Origin of the sequence: Nocardia rhamnosiphila NBRC 108938, from assembly GCF_000720425.1 — a bacterium.
Classification (GTDB): Bacteria; Actinomycetota; Actinomycetes; order Mycobacteriales; family Mycobacteriaceae; genus Nocardia; species Nocardia rhamnosiphila.
The window spans coordinates 1,848,680-1,871,227 of record NZ_JOAJ01000001.1; the positions used below are offsets into that span (position 1 = coordinate 1,848,680).

Here is a 22,548-nt window from a genome sequence, read left to right on the forward strand (position 1 = left end):
CTCGGCACACCGAGGAGCGCTGATGCACGCCGAAAACGGTCAACACGAGCAGTGCGCAACCGTCTCGCGCGGCGCGGCGCTACCGGGCGCGGATATTGAAGACGGGCCGCGCTGGCGCGAGCGGATACGAGTTCTCGTGCGCACCGAGCTCGCGCAGTTCTGCACAGCCCGTCGTCTCGACAACCTGGCGGGTATCGACGTGTCACAGGTATTGTGGCAGTACGTCGGGCGCGGGAAATGCGTGCGGTCGGCGTTCATGTATCTGGGCTGGTTGTGTGGCGCCGAAGAGGACGCGGCCGCATTGCGGGCGAGCGCGGCGCTGGAACTGCTGCACGCGTTCGCGCTGCTACAAGACGATGTGATGGACCGATCCCACCGACGCCGCGGCCTGGCCAGCGCACATGTGCAGTTTGCCGATCACCACCGGAGAAATGAGATGCCGGGATCCTCCGAACGGTTCGGGGAGTCGGCGGCCACGCTGCTCGGCGATATGTGTTTGGTGTGGGGCGAGCAGATGATGCGGGACAGCGGTGTCCCGGCCGCCGCGCTGGACAGGGTGTGGCCGCACTACGATCGGATGCGAATCGAGTTGGCGGCCGGCCAGTTCGCTGATCTGGGCAATGACATCCGCGCAGCACCATCGCTGGATTCGGTGTTGGCGATCGCGCGCGCAAAGTCCGGTGACTACACGGTGAAATGGCCACTGGTCATGGGTGCGGCCATGGCCGGCTGCGACACCCGTACGTGCGAGACGCTGGCCGGGTACGGCCGCCTGATCGGCGAGGCGTTCCAACTACGCGACGACCTCCTGGGGATCTACGGGTCACCCGAGATCACCGGCAAACCCGGCGACAACGACATCACCGGGCATAAAGCCACCACCGTCCTGGTGGCAGCGATCGAAATGGGCGCCCCGTACCTGCGCCACGATTTGTCCACTCTCTTGGCCGCCCCGGTACTCGACGATGCCGCGACTGCTCGGGTCCAGCAGTTGATCACCGCCACGGGCGCTCCGGCACGTATCGAAGCGATGATCAGTGAACGCCTCACTGCCGCTCGCCACGCGCTGACCGACCTGCCCCTGCCCACCGGCCGGCACCCGCTGCTGGAAGAACTGGCCGTGGCCTGCACAACCCGCCCATTCTGAAAGAAAGGCCCCCTCATGCGTCACGTCCCCGACCGCACCGAGCACGTCGTGGTGATCGGCGCAGGCCTGGCCGGGTTGTCGACCGCACTGCATCTGGCCGGCCGCGGCCGAGCCGTCACCGTCATGGAGCGCAACGCCGTGCCGGGCGGGCGCGCTGCCCGTGCAGATATCGCCGGTCACCGCCTCGATCTGGGGCCGACGGTACTGACCATGCCCGATCTGGTCGATGAGGTGTTCGCCGCTGTCGGTGAGAACACAGACGACCGAGTGCGTCTGGTACCGGTGGATCCGTCCTACCGCGCGCAATTCGCCGACGGCCGCACCCTGGATGTCCACACCGGCGCAAAACCCATGGCCGCCGCGATCACCGACCTCGCCGGTGGCCGGGAGGCCGCCGGATACCTGCGATTGCGGACGTGGCTGACCCGCCTCTACGATACCGAATTCGAGCGATTCATCGCCACCAACTTCGACTCGCCCGCTGCGTTGCTCACCCTCGACACCGTACGTCTGGTGCGGGCGGGTGCGCTGCGCCGCTGGGACAGCGCCGTCGCCGATTACCTGCACGACCCCGACCTCCGCAGACTGTTCACCTTCCAATCCCTGTACGCCGGTGTCGCGCCACAACAGGCGCTGGCCGCCTATGCGGTCATCGCCTACATGGACACCATCCGGGGCGTGTTCTTCCCCCTCGGTGGGATGCGCGCCCTGCCCGACGCGATGGCCGCCGCCGCCTCCGCGGCCGGAGTGCGGTTCGAATACGACACCGCCGTCGACTCTGTCCAGCGATCCGGCTCATCTGTGCAGGCCGTCACCACTTCCGATGGCCGCCGCGTCACCTGCGATGCGCTGGTGTGTACCACCGAACTCCACCACACCTACAGCCTGCTGGGCCATCGTTCCCGCCGCCCGCAACGGCCCATCGCCGCGCCCTCGGCCGTCGTCGTACACCTCAGCTGCGACCCCAGCCCGCAGCTGGCCCACCACAGCCTGCTGTTCGGTGCAGCCTGGGCAGAGACATTCGACGAAATCCTCGAGCGAGGCCGCCCCATGAGCGACCCGTCACTGCTGCTCACCCGGCCCACTGCCACCGACCCCACCCTCGCCCCGACCGGGCGCGATCTCGTGTCGATCCTCGCACCCGCACCCAACCTCGCACATGGGTCGATCGACTGGGACCGCGACGGGCCTGCCTACGTCGACGGTCTACTCGCCACCGTGAACCAGCGGCTGCCCCGCCCCCTGACCGGCACCCGGATCCTGCACACGATCACTCCGGCGGACTGGGCCCGCCAGGGTATGATCGCCGGCACTCCATTCGCGTTGGCGCACACTCTTTCACAGACCGGACCGCTGCGTCCGGCGAATATGATCCGCGGCATGGACAACGTCGTCCTCGCCGGCGGCTCCACCGTGCCCGGAGTCGGAATCCCCCCGGTGCTGATCTCCGGGCGCCTAGCAGCCGACCGTATCACCGGTCCCCGCTTCACACACACATATGCCCCGCCCCGGTCTTCCAGCAAAGGCTGACGCCATGACCCGGAAAGAACTCGACGCCGCCCACATCCACGATCCGGCACTGCGCCGCTCCTACCGCGCATGCCGCGACATCAACGCCCGCCACGGAAAAACATTCTTTCTCGCCACCCGCCTGCTCGCCCCCGACCAGCGCCCCGCCATCCACGCCCTCTACGGATTCGCCCGCCGCGCCGACGATATCCTCGACACCCCCGGGCCCGACCTCGGAATCGAGGAACGCGCCGCACGCCTGGAGACCCTGGTCCGTCGATTCCGCCACCACGACGTCGTCGCCGACCCGACCCTTGCCGCAGTCGCACATACCGCGGACACCTATCAACTGTCCCCGGAACTGTTCGAAGCATTCTTCGAGTCCATGCGGATGGACCTGTCGATCACCGACTATCCCGACCGTGCCGCCCTGGATCGCTACGTCCACGGGTCGGCCGAAGTGATCGGCCTTCAGGTGCTGCCGGTACTCGGCACCATCGCCCCGCGCGACGAAGCCGCCCCGTTCGCGGCGGCGCTCGGATATGCGTTCCAGCTCACCAACTTCCTTCGGGATATCGACGAAGATCTCGCTCGCGGCCGGATCTATCTCCCTGCCGACGAACTCGCTGCCTATGGCGTGGACCGTGAATTGTTGCACTGGTGTCGCGACCACCGCCGGACCGACCCGAGGCTGCGGCGCGCCCTGGCCCACCAGCATGCGCTGACCCGCGCCCGATATCGATACGCCCACCGTGGAATCGCGTTGCTCGATCCTCGCTCCCGGCCGTGTGTCGCCACTGCGCTGACCCTCTACTCGGAGATACTCGACCGGGTCGAAGACAGCGACTTCGCCGTGTTCGGCCGGCGCGCCCGCGTCCCACTGCCCCGACGCATCACGGTCGGAACGACCGGACTGGTTACCGCCTGGCGTACACGACACGCCACCACCCGACCCCATCATCGCGGCTCCGCACCGCAAGCGGCCGCCGACCTCATCGGTCCTCGATGACCGGCCCCGCCGCGATCCGCGGGTGCCTACCGGTAGCCGCCGGCCCACCCGGCCTCACCGCGCGCGAATTCCGGCTCGCGACCGTCGACACCGTCAACGCGGGGCGGTTTTGCACTCCGGTGACGAAACACCACCACCGCCGGGCTCGTCCAAGGATCCGCCGTTCCGGAAGACATGATGGTTCGTGGCACTCGCGGCCGGCGTGTGGTAGCGCCGGCGCAGGGAGCCGGGGAGAGCGGCCGCCGGGCAGAGAGGATCGGTGCCGCCTTCGCACACGCGTGTGCCGTCCACAGCGGCGCGTCGTATCGGTCGTCTCATCGAGTTCTGAAATACTTCCCGACCGGACAGTCCGGGCAACGGCCAGTGGGTCCGGCAGCGGTTCCGGCCGGACGGTCACCATGGGTGTGAGTCGTGTGCGGCACACGCCGCAGTCGATGTGTGACGCTGGTGGCCGAACGTTCGCCTGGACGCGCTGTCCGGGCGGACGCACGCGGTCCGGCCAAACCGGTGGTCCGAAATCTGCATCACGCCTGCATGGAGGATGATCAGCAAAGGAATTACTGCATGGCACGGTATCTGTTTGCGGCAACTCCGATCCCGGGGCACATCGGGCCCATGCTGGCCTTGGCAGTGGAATTACAGCGCCGTGGCCATCAGGTGCGATTTCTGACCGGTGCGTTGTTCCGGGACACCGTCGCGTTACAGGGAATCGCGTGTTCCGATCAGACGATCGAGGCGCCGGCGATATCGGCCGGGCATCGCCGCGCCGAGGCGGCCGGTCTACTCGGCCGATGGCGCACGGGACGCGCGGAATTGTCTTCGTGTTACCTCGACCCCCTCGTCGGACAGTTCCGGGCGGTGACCACCGAGCTGGCACGCACAGATGTCGACGCCGTGTTCGTCGACGTCATGTTCACCGGCGTCATACCGCTGTTGGCGTCCGAATCCGCTCCACGTCCTCCGGTACTGTGCTGCGGAGTCGTTCCGCTGATGCTGTCGAGCGCGGACACCGCACCGTTCGGTATGGGATGGCAGCCGCGGCCGAATCGTGACCACACAGCGATGAACTGGTTTGTCCAGCATATGATGTTCCGTGGTGCTCAACAACGACTCGATGCGATTCTGCGCGAGCTGGCTCTCGGGCCCGCCCCGAAGTTCGTGCTCGATTGGCCCGCTCTGGCAGACCGGCTACTCCAATTCACGGTGCCCGGGTTCGAGTATCCGCGCAGCGATCTGCCACAGACAGTGGTATTCACAGGGCCGATACCGATCGACAGTTCCCAGGCGATACCGCAGACGGGCTGGAGCGGTGTGCTGTCCGATGCGAAAACCGTTGTGCACGTGACTCAGGGGACGTTGGACAACGGTGACCTCGGCCAACTGCTGCGGCCCACACTCGAGGCGCTGGGCGGGCGAGCAGATACGGTGATCGTGGCGTGCACCGGTGGCTCGCGGGACCCGCTCGGATCGATCCCGGCCAACACCTACGTCACCGATTTCCTCCCCTACTCTCACCTGCTCCCGCACGTCGACGTGATGATCACCAACGGTGGGTACGGCGGCGTGCAAGAAGCCCTCCGTCACGGGGTACCTCTGATCGTCGCCGGTGACAGTGCCGACAAACCGGAAATCGCGGCACGGGTCGCATACACGGGAACGGGAATCGATCTGGGCACGGCACGGCCACGGCCCGGGGCCGTGGCGGCGGCGGTCGACCGAATACTGGGCAACAGCGAATATCGTTGCGCAGCCGCTGGTTTGGCGCGCGAGATGGCGGAGATATCGCCGCTGGACATCATCTCCGATGTCCTCGCTGAACTCGGCGCGGATGGGGCCGGGCCGGATCTCCGCTCGACACGCAGGCGAATACGCTGATGAACACAGCACCCACGGCCTCCACCCCGATTTCGACCACCTGGCGGCAGCACGGTCACACCCTGGTGTGAACCGGCCCCCACCACAGTCCGATATCGACGGATCGCACGCACCGCTGAGGAGATCGCATGGATCGCTGGCACTACCTGCTCGCGCTACTGGCCTGCCTCGCATCGACGGCGCCACTGGAGTTCTTCGGCGCCGGTGTGTATCGGCGGCCACGGTTGCTGCTGGGGGCGTTGTGGCCGGCCGCGGCGCTGTTCATCGCCTGGGATCTGGTAGCGATCACCGCGGGTGTGTGGGGCTTCGACGACCGCTACATCCTCGGGGTGTTCTTGCCCGGCGCGATGCCGCTGGAAGAGTTGCTGTTCTTTCTCGTTGTGCCGATCTGCGCCCTGCTCACCTTTGTCGCCGTGCAGACGCTGCTCACGAAGGGGCACCGCCTACTCGACAACGTCGGGAACACGGCCGGGCGATGAACTTCACCGGAATCGGATACACCCTGCCCGCTGTTGCCGCCGTGATCGTGGTATGTGTCGCCGAGCCGGCGCTGCTGCGTACCGGGCTGTTCCGGCGGCCGGCCTATTGGCTGACGATGCTCATCGTCCTCGGTTTCCAGGTCCTGGTGGACGGCTGGCTCACCAGGCGCGACGCGTCGGTCGTGGTGTACAACCCAGACCACATTCTCCGACTCCGGTTTCCGTGGAACATTCCGGTGGAAGATTTCCTGTTCGGATTCGCCCTGGTGACCGCGGTCCTACTGGGCTGGGAACACACACGACAGCGACAGACAGGCGCACAGTCGTGACTGCGGGAAGTCCTGGAGACGGGCGAGACCGGCGACGCGTGTACTTCCCGGCGCCGCCGGGCCGTCACGATGTCAGCCGGCACGGCTCGCCGCCCCGAGTGGTCGTCGTCGGCGGCGGGATCGCGGGTCTGACGGCCGCGACGGGTCTGGCCGAGCGTGGCTGCCACGTCGATGTCGTCGAACGGGAGCGTTATCTGGGCGGCCGCGTGGGCGGGTGGAGCGAACGCCTAGCCGACGGCACCACCGTGGGCATGAACCGCGGCTTCCACGCCTTCTTCGCCCAGTACTACAATCTTCGGAAGTTGCTGATGCGCAGCGATACTGCGTTGGAACGGCTGCGCCGGCTGACGGACTATCCACTGGTCGACGCATACGGCCGCCATGACACCTTCCGCGGGTTGCCGCACACCCCGCCCTGGAATGCGCTGGCATTCGCGCTGCGCAGCCCCACCTTCCGGCTCCGCGACCTCGTCCGGATGAACGCGCGCGCCGCAGCGCCGCTGGCCGCGGTATCGGTGCCCGATATCTACGCCCGGCTCGATCACCTCGACGCGGAGACGTTTCTGTGCGATATCAATTTTCCGGCGGCCGCGCGGCATCTGGCGTTCGAGGTGTTCTCCCGGAGCTTCTTCATCGATCCGCAGCGGATGTCTGCCGCCGAGCTGGCGCTGATGTTCCACATCTATTTCCTCGGTTCCAGCGAGGGTCTCGTCTTCGACGTCGCCCGGGATAATTTCGACGTGGCTCTGTGGGCGCCGCTGGCGGAGTATTTGAGCGGGCCGGCCACGTCGACGCGGCCCGGCACCGTCGATTTCCATCTGGGCGTTGCCGTCGACCGCATCGACACCGAGGGCGAAGGATTCCGGCTGGCCGACAGCACCGGAGCGACCTTGCGAGCCGATGCGGTGGTGCTCGCCACCGATATCGCCGGGCTCCGTCGTATCGTCGCGGCATCACCGACGCTCGGGGACGACCCGTGGCGCGCCCGAGTGTCCGGGCTGGCCACCGCCCCGGCATTCGCAGTGCACCGGCTCTGGCTGGATCGTCCCGTGGGTGCCGAGCGAGCGTGTTTCCTCGGCACCGGCGGTTCGCCACCGCTCGACAACATCAGTGTGCTGGACCGTTATGAGCGACAGGCCACGGACTGGGCCGGTAATACGGCCGGCAGTGTTGTCGAACTGCACGCCTACGCGGTGGCCGATACGACACCACCGCCACGCGCTCAGGCCGAACTGCGCAACCGGTTGCTGATGCGGCTGCACTCGATATATCCCGAGACCGCCGCAGCGAATATCGTCGGGGAAACCATCTTGTGGCGCCAGGATTGCCCCCGATTCTCCCCGGGGGATTTCGCCTCCCGCCCGGGAATCGCCACCCCGCATGCACGGCTGGTCCTGGCCGGAGACGGCATCCGGGTCGATCTGCCGGTGGCGTTGATGGAGCGGGCCGCGACGACCGGATGGATGGCGGCCAACACCGTCCTGCACCAATGGGGTGCTGCCGGACATGACCTGTACACGGTTCCCGTTCGTGGGCGCTCGGTATTCCTGCGCGCCCTCGCTACTCGCGAAAGGTAACGGCGATGAGCCCTCGCCCCGACTCCGCCGGGAGGTGGCCGAAGAACTCACCCCTACAGCGGTTTTCACCAGAGAAGTGGTCGCGGCAGCAACCGACTTATCGCGACGCCGATCCCGGCTTGATCGACGCCGCACTGCGTTTCTCGCAACAGCGCCCTTCGGGTAACTGGTACGCCGTCGCCGCGAGCAGGGCGATCCGCCGCGGCCGCCCCTACGGTGCCCGGGTCGATGGCCGGGAGATCGTGGTCTGGCGCGACGACGCAGGCAACCTGCACTCAGGCCCCGGCACCTGTCCCCATCTGGGTGCATCTCTGACGACCGCGCACGTGGACGACAACGCGCTGATCTGCCGCTGGCACGGTCTGCGGGTGGGCGCCGAGAGCAGCAACTCCCGGTGGCATTGCTATCCGAGTTTCGACGACGGGGTGCTGGCCTGGGTGCGATTGGATTCACTCGGGGCAGAGACACCCACCGACGCGCCGGTGATCGGTCCACGCCCCGCCGACTCCACTGTCCACGCGGTGACTCGGCTGGTAGGGATATGCGAACCACGCGATATCATCGCCAACCGGCTCGATCCGTGGCACGGCGCCTGGTTCCATCCCTATTCGTTCGCCCGCCTGGAGGTGGCGCGGACTCCTCCACGCGAAGGAATCACCGACGACAATCACCATTTCCTGGTAGACGTGACATTCAGGGTGACCCGACGGCTCGGCGTGCCGGTTCGCGCCGAGTTCAGTTGCCCGGATCCACGCACCATCGTCATGCGCATCGTGGACGGAGAAGGGTCGGGTAGCGTTGTCGAAACACACGCCACGCCCCTCGGCACCGATTCCGAGGGCCGAGCGCGCACCGCGGTCGTGGAAGCGACCATCGCGAGTTCCGAACGACCGGGGTTCCGGCATGTGCACCGGGTACTGCCGCTGGTGCGCCCGCTCCTGGATCGGACGGCGGCCCGGCTGTGGCGCGACGACATGGCCTACGCCGAACGCCGATATCTGCTCCGTACTCACAGAATATGAGGGCAGGGCCGTCTCGGCCCGGATAGCGGAAGCATGTCTCTCGCAATGACCACGGCCGCAGCCGTCGAATGCGGGGCGACCCGGATGCGGACAGCTGCTCTACGTCCCGGCGTCATCACCACTGCGCTCACCGAAATGTCCGACGACGCAAGCCAGTTTCTGGAGAACAAGCACCCGCTCGAACGGTTCGGACGACGAGGTCACCGCGGCGATCGCGTTCCCGCTCGCCGCGGACGCCTCCTCCGGCACCGAGACCGGATACCTGGTCGACGGCGGCGACACCGCGCTCTGATCAGATCCCGGGGCTACTCGTCGGCGGTATCGGGTTCCGGTTTCGGCTGCCGGGTGACGATCCGCAGCACCGGCTCCACCACACGCGCCACGATCGGGCCGACCGAGGCCATCAGCAGCACGTAAGTGGTGGCGAGAGCGGCGAATTCGTCGGGGACCGCACCCGCGGCCACCGCCAGGCCGGCGATGACGATGGAGAATTCGCCGCGCGCCACCAGGGCCGCACCGGCGCGGGCGCGACCCAGCCGGGAGGAGCCGGCGTGCGCGGCGGCCCACCAGCCGGTGGCGATCTTGGTGACCGTGGTGATCACCGCGAGCAGTACCGCCCACCCCAGCACCGGCGGGATACTGCGCGGATCGGTGGTCAGGCCGAAGAGCACGAAGAACATGGCGGCGAACAGATCCCGCAGCGGTTCGAGGATCTTGGTCGCGTTGTGCGCGGTGGTGTCGGAGATCGCGATCCCCAGCAGAAACGCCCCGACCGCCGCGGACACCTGCAGCGCGGAGGCCACCCCGGCCACCAGCAGCGCCGAACCGAGCAGTTTGAGCAGGAAGATCTCGCGATCATCGCTGGCCACCACCGCGGAAACATATTTGCCGTAGCGGAACGCGACCACGAGCACGACGGTCACCGCGAGCAGTGCGATGCCCAGCGATTGCAGGCCCGCCACAAATCCGAGGCCCGCCAGAACCGCGGTCAGCACCGGCAGATAGGCGGCCATCGCGAGGTCCTCGAAGACCAGAATCGATAGAATCACCGGGGTTTCCCGGTTGCCGAGCCGGCCCAGATCGTTCAGGACCTTCGCGATGATCCCGGACGACGAAATATAGGTGACACCGGCCATCGCCAGCGCCCCGGTGGGACCCAGCCCCAGGAGCAGCGCGACCACCACACCGGGCGTGGTGTTCAGGACCAGGTCCAGCAGGCCGGCCATCCAGGATCTTCGCATCCCGGTGAACAGTTCGGCCGCACTGTATTCCAGGCCGAGCAGCAACAGCAGCAGGACCACGCCGATCTCGCTGGCGAGATGGATGAACTCGTCGGCCTCGTGTAGTTCGAAGAAACCTCCTTCCCCGAACACCAATCCACCCACCAGGTACAACGGAATGGGGGACATGCCGATCCGGGCTGCAATGCGTCCGAGCACTCCGAGCCCGAAGAACACCGCCCCCAGCTGGATCATCGCCAGCGTGGTCGCATTCATCGCTACAGGTTCAGCCGTCTTTCAAGATATCCGCGGCGCTGTCCAGCCCCTCCGAGGTGCCCACCACGATCAACACGTCACCACCGGTGAACACGAAGTCCGGCCCCGGGGCCGGCATCGCCTGCCCGGCCCGCATCACCGCCACGATGGAGGCCTTGGTCCGGGTCCGCATCCGCGTCTCGCCCAGGGTCCGCCCGTCGTAGGGCGAGTTCTCACTGACCGGCAACTGCCGGGTGTTCACGCCGTCCATATCCCGGTGCTCGTTACGCAGCTGACCCACCAGCTGCGGGGCGCCCAGGAGGTTGGCCAGGGTGCCCGCCTCGGCCTCGGTCATCGGAATCTGCGTGGTGGCGTCGGGATCGCCGATCCTGGTGAAGATCAGATCGATCGTCCCGTCCTTGTGATCGACGACCCCGATCCGCCGGCGTACAGCGGTAAGCGGAAAATCCTTGCGGACGCCTATTCCCGGCAAGGGTGTCACTTCGACGTTCACGATGTCACCTTAACTCGACTGCGAGGGCGGACCGATAGCCGCACACACACTAGCGCTACCCATAGGGCCCGGCCCCGAACCTTCACGACGGCCCGGCCCGCGTCGGCAGCGCCTTCGGCAGCAGTTCTCGGCGCGGGTCACCGCGCCCGTTCGGCGGCGAGCACGACATGGCGCATGAGCAGCGCGGTCGTCACCGGGCCCACCCCGCCCGGCACCGGGCTCAGCCCGGCCGCGATACCCCGGACCGACTCCGCGTCGACATCGCCCACGATCTTCCCGTCGGCGGCCTCGTTGGTGCCGACATCGATCACCACGGCCCCCTCCCGCACATTCGCGCCGGTCACCAGCCCGATCCGGCCCGCGGCGGCGACGACCACATCGGCGGCCGCGGTCACCTGGGGCAGGTTGGCGGTACGGGAATGGCAGATGGTGACCGTCGCGTTCTCCGCAAGCAGCAGCTGCGCCAGCGGTTTGCCGACGACGTTCGACCGTCCCACGACGGCCACGTGCCGACCGGCCAGTTCGATGCCGTGATGTTTCAGCAACTCCACCACCGCTTCGGCGGTAGCGGGCGCGAACCCGGCCGATCCGGCGGTGAGCAGTCCGAGCGACAGCGGGCTCACCCCGTCGACATCCTTGGTGGCCACGATCGCCGGGGACACCTCGTCGAGCGTCACGCCGGGGGGCAGCGGCGTCTGCAGCATGATGGCGTCGGTCTCGGGGTCGGCGCTGCGCACGGCGAGTTCGGTGCGGAGGGTGTCGGCGGAGGCGTCCGCACCGAGATCCACGGTATCGCAATCGATTCCGCGATTGGCGGCCGATTTCTTCAGCGAGTTCACGTACCAGGCACTGGCCGGATCGGCGTTGGCGACGACCAGCGCCAGCCGCGGGGCGCGGCCCGCCTGCTCGGTCAGCGCCTGCGCCCGCGCGGTGGTATCGGCGTTGATGGCGGCAGCGAGGTCTTTCCCGGTCAGCGATGCGGTATCCACGGATGTCCACCCTATCGGTTGGGGGCCGAGGGGACCCCACCCGCGGCCCCGCATACCGCCGGCTATTACTGTGTCGATGGCACCGATACGCCCCGCAGAGCTGTAGCCAGGGGTTTCACGGGACATGTCCCCGATCGGACAGCCGCAAATACCGGGTTCCGGCCGACACCGGACCTATGGTGGGTTGCCACATGCCGCACCCGAATTTCATCGAACGAATCATCTGCGAGAACCCCGCTCCACCCGTGGAAAGGTGTCGCCGTAGTGCACAGTCGAAGAGGTTTGCAGTATCTGGTGGCGGCCGCGGCCGCCGCGACGAGTATCGCGCTCGCCGGGTTCGCCGGCGCGCCGGCCCAGGCCAGCCCTGAAACAGACGCCCTGTACAACTCTGCTCAGCGCCACTTCACCGACGGCGATTCCGTCGCCGGCCGGGCCGCGCTCCACGATTTGATCGGGCGGGATCCCACCGATGCGGAGGCGCTGTCCCTTCAGGCGATCTGGTCTCATTACGCGGGCGATATCCCGGCCCTCAACGATGCCATGGGCCGCCTGCGTGCCGTCGACAGCACGATGGCCGCCGGCACCGACGGCGTCCTGCACGCGGTCGGCGCGGGTATCGCCACCCTCCCGAACCCGCTTCCGGCCCTGGTCGGGCCGCAGACCGGGATCGTGGTCTTCGGTTTCGGGCTGCTCCCCGACGGTTCGCCCCGCCCCGAACTCGTCGAACGCCTGCAGGCCGCCTGGCTGCAGGCCATCGCCTCGCCGTTCTCGCCGATCGTCGTCAGCGGCAACAATCCGAGCAACGGGATCACCGAGGCCCAGGCCATGGCCGGCTGGCTGATCCACCGGGGTATCCCGGCCGACCGGATCCATGTGGAGAACCGCGCCGGGTCGACGGTCCAGAACGCGCTGTTCAGTGCCGATATTCTGCACAGTCTGGGCGCCCGGACCGCGGTGGCGGTGACCTCACCGAACCATATCCGGCGCGCGGTCGCCGATCTGTACGTCGCGGGAATTCCGGTGGTGGGCGCTACCACCTCGTTGAACCAGCTGGTCTCCCAGCTGCCCCCGCCCGGCAAACAGGCTCAGTACAGCATCTACCTCGATGCGACGCGCACGTTCCAGCTCAGCACCAGCCGCTGACCCGTCGCATGAGCACCGCCCCTCGGTTCGGCGAGCCGAGGGGCGGTCTCCCGATAGCCGCCTGGTCCGGCCGGGACCCGATCACTCAGACCGACGCCACGGCCGCCCGGATCCGGGCAGCCGATACATCGGGCGGGATATCGGCGATGAACGCACCCATCGCCGATTCGGAACCGGCCAGGTACTTGATCTTGTCCGCGCCGCGCCGGATCGAGGTCAGCTGGAGATGCAGGCGGACTGTCTCACGGCCGGTGTGGACGGGCGCCTGATGCCACGCGGCGATATAGGGGGTCGGATCCTCGTAGAGAGCGTCGATCCCGCGTAGCAGCCGCAGGTACAGGGTGGCGAGTTCGTCCCGCTCCGCCTCATCGGTGGCCGCGAAGTCCGGGATGTGCCGGTGCGGGAGCAGATGTACCTCGATCGGCCACCGGGCCGCGAACGGAACGAACGCCGTCCACCGCTCCCCGGCCAGGACGACGCGTCCGCCCGCGCGTTCACCGTCCAGGATGCGCTGGAACAGATCCGGACCCAGTCGTCGCACGGAATCGAGCACCCGGGCGGTCCGCGGCGTGACATAGGGGTAGGCGTAGATCTGGCCGTGGGGATGCGGCAGGGTGACGCCGATGGCTTCGCCGCGGTTCTCGAACGGGAACACCTGCTCGACCCCGGGCAGCGCGGACAGTTCGGCGGTGCGATCGGACCAGGCCTCGATCACCGTGCGGGCCCGGCCGGGGGTGAGATCGCCGAAGGACCCCTCGGGCGCCGGGCTGAAGCACACGACTTCGCAGCGTCCGACCGCCACGCGTTCCCGGTCGAACCCGAGGGCGGCCATATCGTCGGGTCCGGCCGGGACCGGCGGGGTACCGGCCGGCGCGTTCGCCGGCGCGGGGCCGAAGGACGGGGATCGGTTCTCGAATACCGCGACGTCGTACTGATCGGGTATCTCCGACGGGTTGCCCGGGGTCTGCGGAGCGAGCGGGTCACGATCGGCCGGCGGTAGCACCACCCGGCTCTGCCGGGCCGCGGCGATGGAGATCCATTCGCCGGTGAGGACGTCCTGGCGCATCACCGCGGTCGGCGGTCTGGGTTCGAGCCGGCGGGTGTCGATACGGCGTTCGGGTCCCAGGCGGGTGTCGGCGTCGTCGTAGTAGATGAGATCCCGGCCGTCGGCCAGTTTCGCGGTGCGCTTCACGATGCGGCTGGGCACCTGTTCACGATAACGAGCCGCGCGCAGCGACCGGCCGTCCGTGGTATCGGCGGGTCGGACACGGTGGCGCGGCGCAGTGGGCAGAGGTTCACCGGCAAATCGGCTCCGTGGGGCCCTTGCCCGAAACGAGTGGCGCCGTGGTCGCGCCCCCTCGGAAAAGCCTGGACCCGTCGACACCGCCACGTTATAGTCGTGAGGACTAAAACGTGAAGGAGCTTCGAGATGGGTTACGGAAACTGGGACCACAGCGCCTACCGGGCGGCCAAGGCCTACCGCACGCACCGGGGTATGGACGATTTCGGTTACACCGCGCAACTGCGCGAGCAGCCCTACGACACCTGGAAGGTCCACCCGGACCTGGATCCGTTCGGCGTACGGGCGCGCGAATGCCGGGATTCGGCCGACCACGGCAATTCGCTGCCGATCGCCGTACTGTTCGACGTCACCGGGTCCATGGGGCAGGTACCGATGATCATGCAGGGCAAACTCGGAAAACTGCACGGCCTGCTGCGGGACAAGGGTTATGCCGACGATCCGCAGATCCTGTTCGGCGGCATCGGCGACGCCGATACCGACCGCGCCCCGCTCCAGGTGGGCCAGTTCGAATCCGACAACCGGATGGACGAACAGCTGCGGGCCGTCCTGCTCGAAGGCGGAGGCGGCGGCCAGAAATCCGAGAGTTACGAGCTGGCGGCGTACTTCATGGCCGAACACGTGGTGACCGATGCCTGGGAGAAGCGCGGCAAGAAGGGATACCTGTTCCTCATCGGCGACGAACTGAACAAACCCCGGCTGGCCGCCCGCCACATCCGGGCCGTGATCGGCGATCACCTCCGCACCGACATCACGGTCGAGTCGATCTACCGCGAACTCGCGCAGCGCTGGCAGGTGCACTACATCCTGCCGAACCAGTCGTCCTACTACCACGATCCCGAGATCGCGGAGCACTGGCGAGCGCTGTTGGGCCAGAACTTCCTGCGCCTCGACGACCCGGCGGCGGTCTGCGAATTGATCGCGCTGACGATCGGGCTGTCGGAGAACCGGGTGGACGTGCACACGGGGCTGGCCGATCTGCGCGATATCGGTTCGGCGGCCGAGGCCGAGGTGGTCGGCCGGGCGCTGCACGCGCAGCCGAAGGCATTGCCCGGCGGCAGCCACTGAACGAAACGCACCGGATAGGAAGAGCGCGGATATGACGGACCGGACGCGGACCGGCCGGCATCTGATCGTGGTGGATCTCGGCTTCGGCGACGCCGGAAAAGGGGCGACCGTCGACTGGCTGTGCTCCCCCGAGGCGGCACTGGGCGTTTCGGCGGTGGTGCGATTCAACGGCGGCGCGCAGGCCGCGCACAATGTGGTCGCGGCCGGCCGGCACCACACCTTCGCCCAATTCGGCTCGGGAAGCTTCTCGGGGGTGCCGACGCTGCTCTCCGAGCACATGCTGGTGGAACCACTGGCGCTGGCCGCGGAAGCGGATCGGCTCGCCCGGCTGGGCGTGTCGGATCCACTGTCGCTGCTGTCCGTCGACGGGCGCGCCCTCCTCACCACCCCCGTCCATATCGCGGCCAACCGGGCCCGTGAGGAGGCACGCGGCGCCGACCGGCACGGGTCGTGCGGGATGGGCATCGGGGAAACCGCGGCCTACGCACTGCGTCACGACGCGCCACGGGTCGCGGACTGCCTGCGGCCCGCGGTACTCCGGCGGAAACTGCGGGCGCTCACCGAGCACTACCGACCGCTGCTCGCCTCGAGCGCGCACCACCACGAACCGATCGAGCTCCTACTGGACGCGTATCGGGCTTTCGGTGCCGCGGTGCGGATCACCGGCCCCGGGGCACTGGCGCGGTTCGCGCGACACGGCCGCCTGGTGTTCGAGGGCGCGCAAGGGGTCCTATTGGACGAATGGCGAGGCTTCCATCCGTACACCACCTGGTCGACGGTCGAGCCACGCAACGCGCGCACCCTGCTGGCCGGTATCGGCGCCACCGCGGCCGTCCTCGGCGTGACCCGCTCCTATACGACCCGGCACGGTGCCGGTCCCTTTCCCACCGAGGAACCGGGGCTGCGGCACCGGGAACCGCACAACGGCACGGGTCGCTATCAGGGCGCCTTCCGGCAGGGCTCCCTCGATACGGTTCTGCTGCGATATGCCGTAGCCGTCTGCGGCGGTGTCGACGGGCTCGTGGTCACCCATCTGGACAGGGTCGCCGGCGGAAAGGCGGCCACCGCCTACGCCACCGCGGACGGTATCCGGGACTCACTCGAGCCGGGCCCCTGGCAGGATCTGGGCCACCAGCGGGCGTTGACCGAGATCCTCGCGGCCGCCACCCCGCTGTACACCGACCTCCCCGCGGACGTCCCCGGTTGGTTGCACCATCACCTCGGCGTCCCGGTGGTGCTCACCGCGCACGGTCCGGGCCGTCGCGCCCGGCGGGCCACCGAATCGTTCGAGACACTGCTGCGCCGGAGTGAGCCGGGCGCCCGGCCCCCCACCGCTGCGCCGACGCCGGCGCGGACAGCGTGATCGCACACCGCCGCGGGCGTTCAGCGCAGTATCGTGCCGCCGTCGATATTGATGACCTGCCCGTTGATCCAGGCACCGTCGTCGGAGAGCAGGAAGGCCACCGCCGCGGCGATATCCGCCGGTTCCCCCACCCGTGGACTGTGCATCCGGCCCAGAGCGGCCTTTTCCAGGTCCGGCCACTGGGGGGCGGATCGGATCGCCTCGGTCGCCGTGAAGCCCGGTGCCACGGCATTGCAGCGCACCCCTTCTCTGCCCCATCGTGTCGCCACATGGCGGGTCAGCGCGCCGATCCCTGCCTTGCTGGCCGCGTAGGCCGGCCTGGTCGGCTCGCCCTGGAAGGCCGCCGCCGAGGACATATTGACGATCGCTCCACCGCCTCGGCCGACCATCAGCGGGATGGCGTGCTTCATGGTGCTCAGATAGCCGCGCAGGCTCACCGTCATCACCCGGTCCCAGATCTCCAGGTCGATATCGACGACATCGGTGTCGTGGCGCAGCGTGCGCATATCCGCCCCGACATTGAACAGCGCGTCCACTCCGCCGAATCGGCGGATCGCCTGCTCGAACAGGCCGGCGACCGATACCGGATCGGCCAGGTCGAAGGCCACCGCGAGGGCGACGCCCCCGGCCGCGGCGATCTTCTCGGAGGTGCCCGCGGCATCGGTTTCGCGGAGGTCGCCGACGACGACACGCCAACCCTGAGCGCCGAGCCGGACGGCCGTCGCGGCGCCGAGCCCGGTGGCACCACCGGCCACCACAGCTACTTTTCCATCCGGTCCGGGTGCGCCCATATCCGCGTTCTCACTTCCCGATTCTCGAGAGAATATCATTCTCCATTACAAGAATGACAATACCCCACGGACGGGGCGTCGAGATGGATACGGCAGTATGGGTGCTGTGGACCAATCGGCGGTATCGGTGGATGTCGTGGCGTTGCGGTTCTGGGCCGACGACGCCGCGGCCACCTTCGGAATTGCGGCACGCCCGCACGAGCCCTTCACCGGGCACGTCGCGTTACCCGGTGTCCTGCTGGGGCGCGGCGAACGCCTCGCCGAGGCGGCGCGCCGGGCCGTGCACACCAAACTCGGTGTACCCGGCGGCGCCATCGGCCCGGTCGGTCAGCTGGTCACCTTCGACGAGCCCACTCGCGATCCCCGCGGCCCCACACTGTCGATCGTCATGTGGGCGGTGACCGCACAGCACGACGGCCCCGCGCAGTGGGCCTCGTTCGACGACGCCCCGGCACTGGCCTTCGATCACGACAGCATTGTGGCCGCGGCGCGCGGCCTGCTGTCGGGCCTGCTCTGGAAAGATCTGGCGCTGACCCGGGCCCTGCTGGGCGACGAGTTCCCGGCAACCCGTGCGGTCGACCTCACGACCTCCTTGCTCGGCGCCCGGCCCGATGCGGCGAACCTCAACCGCACGCTCGCCGGTATACCGGGGCTGCACAAGACCGACGAGCGCCGCCGTACCAAGGCCACCGGCCGGCCGGCCGCCGTCTGGTCCTTCACCGCCGACCGGTAGCCGGCCGCCGCACCGGTATTTCCGGTGCGCACGGCGTACGGAGCCGACAGACTGTGCCCATGACCGCTTTCGACACCGCCGAGATCACCCGGCGGCTCCGCGCTGCCGGCTGCGTGTTCGCGGAGGAGGAAGCGCGGTTACTGAGCGAAGCCGCGACCTCGGACGAGGAACTGGCGGCCCTGCTGACCCGCCGGATCGCAGGCACTCCGCTGGAGCATCTGCTCGGCTGGGTGCAGTTCCGTGGCCTCCGGATCGGCGTCCGGGACGGGGTGTTCGTCCCGCGGCAACGCTCGGCCCTGCTCGTGGACGAGGCGCTCACGCTGGCCGCGGACCACCCGGTACGCACGGTGGTCGACCTGTGCTGCGGCTCGGGAGCCCTGGGCCTGGCCCTGCGCACCGGGCTCGGCCCGCGGCCGGTGGAATTGGTGGCCGCCGATATCGACCCCGTGGCGGTGGCCTGTGCCCGCGACAATCTCGCCGCGATCGGCGGCCGGGTCCACCAGGGCGATCTCTTCGACGCGCTACCGGAAGAACTGCGCGGCCGGATCGATATCCTGCTCGCCAACACCCCGTATGTCCCGTCCGGCCTGATCGCGCGGCTGCCACCGGAGGCTCGCGAACACGAACCCCAGGCGGCCCTCGACGGCGGACCCGACGGTCTGACGCTGGCCCGGCGCACCGCGGCGGCGGCGGCCGGATGGCTGGCACCGGGCGGGTCTCTGCTTATCGAGATAGGTATCGATCAGGTGCCGGCCGCCACGGATCTGCTCACCGCCGGTGGGCTCACCGCCCGGATCGTGCGCTCACCGGACCTCGACGCCACGGTGGCCGTGGGCAGGCGTCCAGCGGCTACTTCCGGCCGGTGAACTCGTCCATCGAGTGGTAGACGCCGACGGTGTTCAGGAACAGATCCCGTAGTTTGAGCGGCAGCACACCGGACAGCGCCTTGTTCAGGCGCGAGGTCCACGGCAGGATCACCAGCGGCGTGCCCTTCTTCATCGCGGTCCAGGACGTATCGACGACCTTGTGCTGGTCGAGGATCGGGGTGAGCCAGAACCCCTTGGCGCCCGCGAACATTCCGGTATCGATATAGGTCGGGCATACGGTGGTGACCTTGACATGGTCGTGACCGGCCTGTTCGAGTTCGATCCGTACCGAATCCGACCAGCCCAGCGCCGCCCATTTCGATGCCGCGTACACACTCATCCGGGGGTTGTGCACCAGCCCGGCCGAGGAGGCGATGGTGAGTACCCGGGCCTCGGTGGTCCCGGCGACCATCGCCGGCAGGAATTCCAGGGTCACATACATCGGCGCCAGCGAATTGATCGCCATGGTCTTGTCGATATCGTTGCGGTCCTTCGTTTCCCAGAAGTAGGTGTTTCCGCGGACGATTCCGGCATTGTTCACCAGGACATCGATATCACCGGCGTCGACCCGCACCGCGGCGGCGGCCGTGGCGACCGCGTCGCTGTCGGAGACGTCGACCGTGTAGGTGTGCACGGTGCCACCGGCCGCGGTCAGTTCGGCGGCGGTCTCGCGCAGCGCGGTGTCGTTGATATCCCAGAGCATCACGGCGGCAGCACCCTCGCGCACCGCCCGGGCGGCGAAGAGTTTGCCCAAGCCCATGGCGGCCCCGGTGATCAGCACCTTCTTACCGGCCACCGTATCCAGTTTCATCGCTTTCGGATCCTTGTCGTCGCAGTGAGCTGAGGAAGTGGCCTACTTCTGGCGCAGCGTCTTCATGACCCGGAAGTAGAGTGTCATGGTCTTCGCCCACATCGCCTCCGACATCCCCGGCAAGGGCGCGATCGGCAGCATCCGCTGCACCGCGATGGTCTGGGTGTCGACGTACTTCAGCAGCCCCTCCGGGCCGTGCCGCCGGCCGGTTCCGGAGATGCCCATCCCGCCCGACGGCGCGTCGGCGCTACCCCATGCGGCGATGAACCCTTCGTTCACGTTCACCGAGCCCGCGTTGATCCGCGCGGCGAATTCCCGGCCGCGGGCGGCGCTGCGGGTCCAGACGCTGGCATTGAGCCCGTAGGGGGTGTCGTTGGCCTGGGTCACGGCCTCGTCGTCGGTGGCCACCTTGTAGATCGAGACGACCGGACCGAAGGTCTCCTCGCGGTAGACCGTCATCTCGGCGGTGACATCGGTGAGCACGGTGGGTTCGTAGAAGTACGGGCCCAGGTCGGGGCGGTGGACGCCGCCGGCGAGCACCGTCGCGCCCTTGGCGACGGCGTCGTCGACGTGGGCACGGACCGTATCGAGTTGCCGCGGGAAGGTCAGCGACCCCATATCGGTGGAGTAGTCCAGCGGCGAGCCCAGCTTCAACGCCTTGACCGCCGTGACGAATTCGTCCACGAAGCGATCGTGGACGGCCTCGTGGACATAGATGCGTTCCATGGATTCGCAGAGCTGACCGGCGGAGGCGAAACTGGCCCGGACCGCGGTGCGGGCGGCCGCGACGGGGTCGGCATCCGACAGCACCAGCAGCGGGTTCTTGCCACCCAGCTCGAGCGAGCAGCCGATGAGACGTTCACCGGCCTGGCGGCCGATGGTACGGCCGGTGGCGCTGGAACCGGTGTAGTCGACGTAGTCGGCCCGGTCGATCACCTCACCGCCGATCACCGAGCCGCGGCCCAGCACGATCTGCCAGAGGTCTTCCGGGAGCCCGGCGCGGACCGCCGCGTCCACCGCCCACAGCGCGGTGAGCGCGGTCTGGTTGTCCGGGCGGCCGACCACCGCGTTTCCCGCGACCAGGGCGGGTAGCGCGTCGGAGACGGCGAGCGCGAGAGGGTAGTTCCACGGCGAGATCACCGCGACCACGCCCTTGGCCCGCTGATGCACCTGCACATCGGTGAGTACCGGCAGCACACCGCGCGGATTGCGGCGCGCGAGCAGTTTGGGCGCGGTGGCGGCGTAGTACCGGGAATTGACGGCGACATCGCCTACCTCGTCGAAGGCGTGCGCCCGGGACTTACCCGTCTCGGTCTGGACGATATCGAGGACGGTGTCCTGTTCGGCCAGCACCAGATCGTGGAAACGTCGCAGTACCGCGGCCCGCTCACGGACCGGGACCTGCGCCCACCGGCGCTGCGCGGTACGCGCGCGGTCGAACGCGGCCCCGATATCGGCGACCGAGGACTGCGGCAGTTCGGCGATCCGCTCCCCCGTGGCCGGCGCGTGCACCGTGACGGCCGGGGCGCCGCCGGCCGCGGCCCGCGCGAGCAGCGGTTTCACCAGATCCGGGGTCAGTGCGCCGGTGGCGGTGGGACGCTGGGCGGTCGTCATGGTCGGCGTTCTCCTGGGCGTTCGCGCGCCGCGGCCGCAGAACCACAGCGGAAATGATTAATTGAACAGTGGTGTTAGGGTAATCCTCGTGCCGTACGCCGTGTCAAGGGCTCCGTTCCGCGCAACAGTCCGGAACCACCGGAGGCTGTGGAATTTCACAGACCCGCCGGAGGCCGCGGCGTGAGCGCCTCGAACACCGACAGGACACCGCGGCGCGGCCGGCCACCGCAGACGCCGGAACAGGCCGATCAGGTGCGCGCCCGGATCGTGCGAGCCACCGCCGAGGTGTTCACCCGCAACGGCTCCCGGGGGTCGAGCGTCGCGCAGATCATCGAGCAGGCGGGATTGTCGCGCCCGACCTTCTACCGCTATTTCGCCAATGCCACCGAACCGCTCAACGCGGTCCTCGATGTCTCCAACGCCGAACTCGTCGGCGGGATAGCGGCCGCCCTCGAGGCGTCCGGTGAGGGAGTGGATCTCGGGATCCGGCTCATCGACGCCTACCTCGACTGGGCGCGCGGGCACGGGCCCATGCTGCGGCCGCTGTTCGCCGAACTCCACGACCCGGGGTCACCGGTGTCGGAGTACCGCAACAACGCGCTGGACGGGATCCGCGCCATCGTCCGCACCAAGTTCACCGAGCTGGGCCGCCCGGTTCCCGCGCCCCTCGATCTCGACGCGGCGCTGCATGTGTGCGAATACGTGGTCTACCGGATATCGGCCGCCGCCGAACCGGGTAGTGAACCCGACCCGGACACCGTGGCCGCGGCGCGGCTGACCATGATCCGCGTGGTACTCGCCACCCTCGGCGACACCGGCGATCTGCACTACGCGATGAGCCTGCCCGGAATCTTCCCCGCTGCCCCGGGCGACACCCCCGGCAGCTGACCGCGACGCCGGCACGCCGAGCGCCGCCACGAGGCAACGCGGCCGG

Annotated in this window: 21 protein-coding genes; 14 read left to right on the forward strand and 7 right to left on the reverse strand. The window is 68.3% G+C overall.

Translation table 11 applies throughout. From position 1 onward, the window contains the following. The first annotated feature begins 22 nt into the window (after positions 1–22). The 8 genes from IG75_RS0108490 to IG75_RS0108525 all read left to right on the forward strand — a co-directional run bounded on the left by IG75_RS0108490 (position 23) and on the right by IG75_RS0108525 (position 8,947). A complete protein-coding gene (locus IG75_RS0108490; RefSeq protein WP_174561230.1) occupies positions 23–1,147 on the forward strand; it encodes a polyprenyl synthetase family protein in 1,125 nt (374 codons plus the stop codon). Between the two features lie 15 nt (positions 1,148–1,162). Beyond that, positions 1,163–2,677, forward strand: coding sequence for a phytoene desaturase family protein (gene crtI, locus IG75_RS0108495; protein ID WP_030520624.1), 1,515 nt, complete (start codon positions 1,163–1,165; stop codon positions 2,675–2,677). 4 nt (positions 2,678–2,681) lie between these two features. Then, on the forward strand, positions 2,682–3,665 hold the full coding sequence (locus IG75_RS0108500) for a phytoene/squalene synthase family protein (protein WP_051714336.1): 984 nt from the start codon (positions 2,682–2,684) through the stop codon (positions 3,663–3,665). Positions 3,666–4,229: 564 nt separating this feature from the next. Beyond that, positions 4,230–5,540 carry a glycosyltransferase gene (locus IG75_RS0108505; RefSeq protein ID WP_063834119.1) on the forward strand — a complete coding sequence of 437 codons (1,311 nt, stop codon included), beginning with the start codon at positions 4,230–4,232 and terminating at the stop codon, positions 5,538–5,540. A gap of 128 nt (positions 5,541–5,668) precedes the next feature. Continuing rightward, entirely contained in the window at positions 5,669–6,019 is a 351-nt protein-coding gene (locus IG75_RS0108510; protein ID WP_030520627.1) for a lycopene cyclase domain-containing protein, read from the forward strand. Beyond that, the gene (locus tag IG75_RS0108515; RefSeq protein WP_030520628.1) at positions 6,016–6,348 is read left to right on the forward strand and encodes a lycopene cyclase domain-containing protein; all 333 of its coding nucleotides are present in this window, start codon (positions 6,016–6,018) and stop codon (positions 6,346–6,348) included. Before IG75_RS0108510 ends, IG75_RS0108515 begins: the two co-directional genes overlap by 4 nt. Further along, positions 6,345–7,925 carry an FAD-dependent oxidoreductase gene (locus tag IG75_RS0108520; protein ID WP_030520629.1) on the forward strand — a complete coding sequence of 527 codons (1,581 nt, stop codon included), beginning with the start codon at positions 6,345–6,347 and terminating at the stop codon, positions 7,923–7,925. The genes IG75_RS0108515 and IG75_RS0108520 overlap by 4 nt, the downstream gene beginning before the upstream one ends. 5 nt (positions 7,926–7,930) lie before the next feature. Then, on the forward strand, positions 7,931–8,947 hold the full coding sequence (locus IG75_RS0108525) for a DUF5914 domain-containing protein (RefSeq protein ID WP_030520630.1): 1,017 nt from the start codon (positions 7,931–7,933) through the stop codon (positions 8,945–8,947). Positions 8,948–9,252: 305 nt separating this feature from the next. Here the strand turns inward: IG75_RS0108525 and IG75_RS0108535 are convergent, their stop codons facing one another. From IG75_RS0108535 to IG75_RS0108545, 3 genes are all read right to left on the reverse strand, one after another. Next, a complete protein-coding gene (locus tag IG75_RS0108535; protein WP_030520632.1) occupies positions 9,253–10,443 on the reverse strand; it encodes a cation:proton antiporter in 1,191 nt (396 codons plus the stop codon). A gap of 10 nt (positions 10,444–10,453) precedes the next feature. Continuing rightward, entirely contained in the window at positions 10,454–10,936 is a 483-nt protein-coding gene (locus IG75_RS0108540) for a cation:proton antiporter regulatory subunit (RefSeq protein WP_030520633.1), read from the reverse strand. A 137-nt stretch (positions 10,937–11,073) separates the two neighbouring features. Next, entirely contained in the window at positions 11,074–11,925 is an 852-nt protein-coding gene (locus tag IG75_RS0108545) for a bifunctional 5,10-methylenetetrahydrofolate dehydrogenase/5,10-methenyltetrahydrofolate cyclohydrolase (protein ID WP_030520634.1), read from the reverse strand. Positions 11,926–12,189: 264 nt separating this feature from the next. Here IG75_RS0108545 and IG75_RS0108550 point away from each other — a divergent pair, with 264 nt between their 5' ends. After that, complete coding sequence (locus IG75_RS0108550) at positions 12,190–13,068, forward strand: YdcF family protein (RefSeq protein WP_245713437.1); 879 nt, start codon at positions 12,190–12,192, stop codon at positions 13,066–13,068. 85 nt (positions 13,069–13,153) lie between these two features. On the opposite strand, the gene galT is transcribed toward IG75_RS0108550, so the two are convergent. Beyond that, complete coding sequence (gene galT, locus IG75_RS0108555; protein ID WP_030520636.1) at positions 13,154–14,275, reverse strand: galactose-1-phosphate uridylyltransferase; 1,122 nt, start codon at positions 14,273–14,275, stop codon at positions 13,154–13,156. 222 nt (positions 14,276–14,497) lie between these two features. Here galT and IG75_RS0108560 point away from each other — a divergent pair, with 222 nt between their 5' ends. Both IG75_RS0108560 and IG75_RS0108565 read left to right on the forward strand, forming a co-directional pair. After that, positions 14,498–15,436, forward strand: a complete 939-nt coding sequence (locus tag IG75_RS0108560) for a hypothetical protein (RefSeq protein WP_030520637.1) — start codon at positions 14,498–14,500, stop codon at positions 15,434–15,436. Positions 15,437–15,467: 31 nt separating this feature from the next. Beyond that, positions 15,468–16,799: an adenylosuccinate synthetase gene (locus IG75_RS0108565; RefSeq protein WP_081876687.1), complete on the forward strand. Its 1,332-nt coding sequence runs from the start codon at positions 15,468–15,470 to the stop codon at positions 16,797–16,799. Positions 16,800–16,819: 20 nt separating this feature from the next. On the opposite strand, the gene IG75_RS0108570 is transcribed toward IG75_RS0108565, so the two are convergent. Further along, a complete protein-coding gene (locus tag IG75_RS0108570; protein ID WP_030520639.1) occupies positions 16,820–17,590 on the reverse strand; it encodes an SDR family NAD(P)-dependent oxidoreductase in 771 nt (256 codons plus the stop codon). Between the two features lie 106 nt (positions 17,591–17,696). Between IG75_RS0108570 and IG75_RS0108575 the strand changes: the two genes are divergently transcribed. Together IG75_RS0108575 and IG75_RS0108580 are read left to right on the forward strand one after the other, a co-directional pair. After that, positions 17,697–18,323, forward strand: a complete 627-nt coding sequence (locus IG75_RS0108575) for an NUDIX hydrolase (RefSeq protein WP_030520640.1) — start codon at positions 17,697–17,699, stop codon at positions 18,321–18,323. A gap of 59 nt (positions 18,324–18,382) precedes the next feature. Continuing rightward, positions 18,383–19,189 carry a putative protein N(5)-glutamine methyltransferase gene (locus IG75_RS0108580; protein ID WP_030520641.1) on the forward strand — a complete coding sequence of 269 codons (807 nt, stop codon included), beginning with the start codon at positions 18,383–18,385 and terminating at the stop codon, positions 19,187–19,189. On the opposite strand, the gene IG75_RS0108585 is transcribed toward IG75_RS0108580, so the two are convergent. Together IG75_RS0108585 and IG75_RS0108590 are read right to left on the reverse strand one after the other, a co-directional pair. Beyond that, positions 19,173–20,000, reverse strand: coding sequence for an SDR family NAD(P)-dependent oxidoreductase (locus IG75_RS0108585; RefSeq protein ID WP_030520642.1), 828 nt, complete (start codon positions 19,998–20,000; stop codon positions 19,173–19,175). The two genes, IG75_RS0108580 and IG75_RS0108585, sit on opposite strands and share 17 nt — an antisense overlap. 42 nt (positions 20,001–20,042) lie before the next feature. After that, positions 20,043–21,614 carry a succinic semialdehyde dehydrogenase gene (locus IG75_RS0108590; protein WP_030520643.1) on the reverse strand — a complete coding sequence of 524 codons (1,572 nt, stop codon included), beginning with the start codon at positions 21,612–21,614 and terminating at the stop codon, positions 20,043–20,045. Between the two features lie 180 nt (positions 21,615–21,794). Here IG75_RS0108590 and IG75_RS0108595 point away from each other — a divergent pair, with 180 nt between their 5' ends. Beyond that, on the forward strand, positions 21,795–22,502 hold the full coding sequence (locus IG75_RS0108595) for a TetR/AcrR family transcriptional regulator (protein WP_030520644.1): 708 nt from the start codon (positions 21,795–21,797) through the stop codon (positions 22,500–22,502). Positions 22,503–22,548 lie beyond the last annotated feature (46 nt).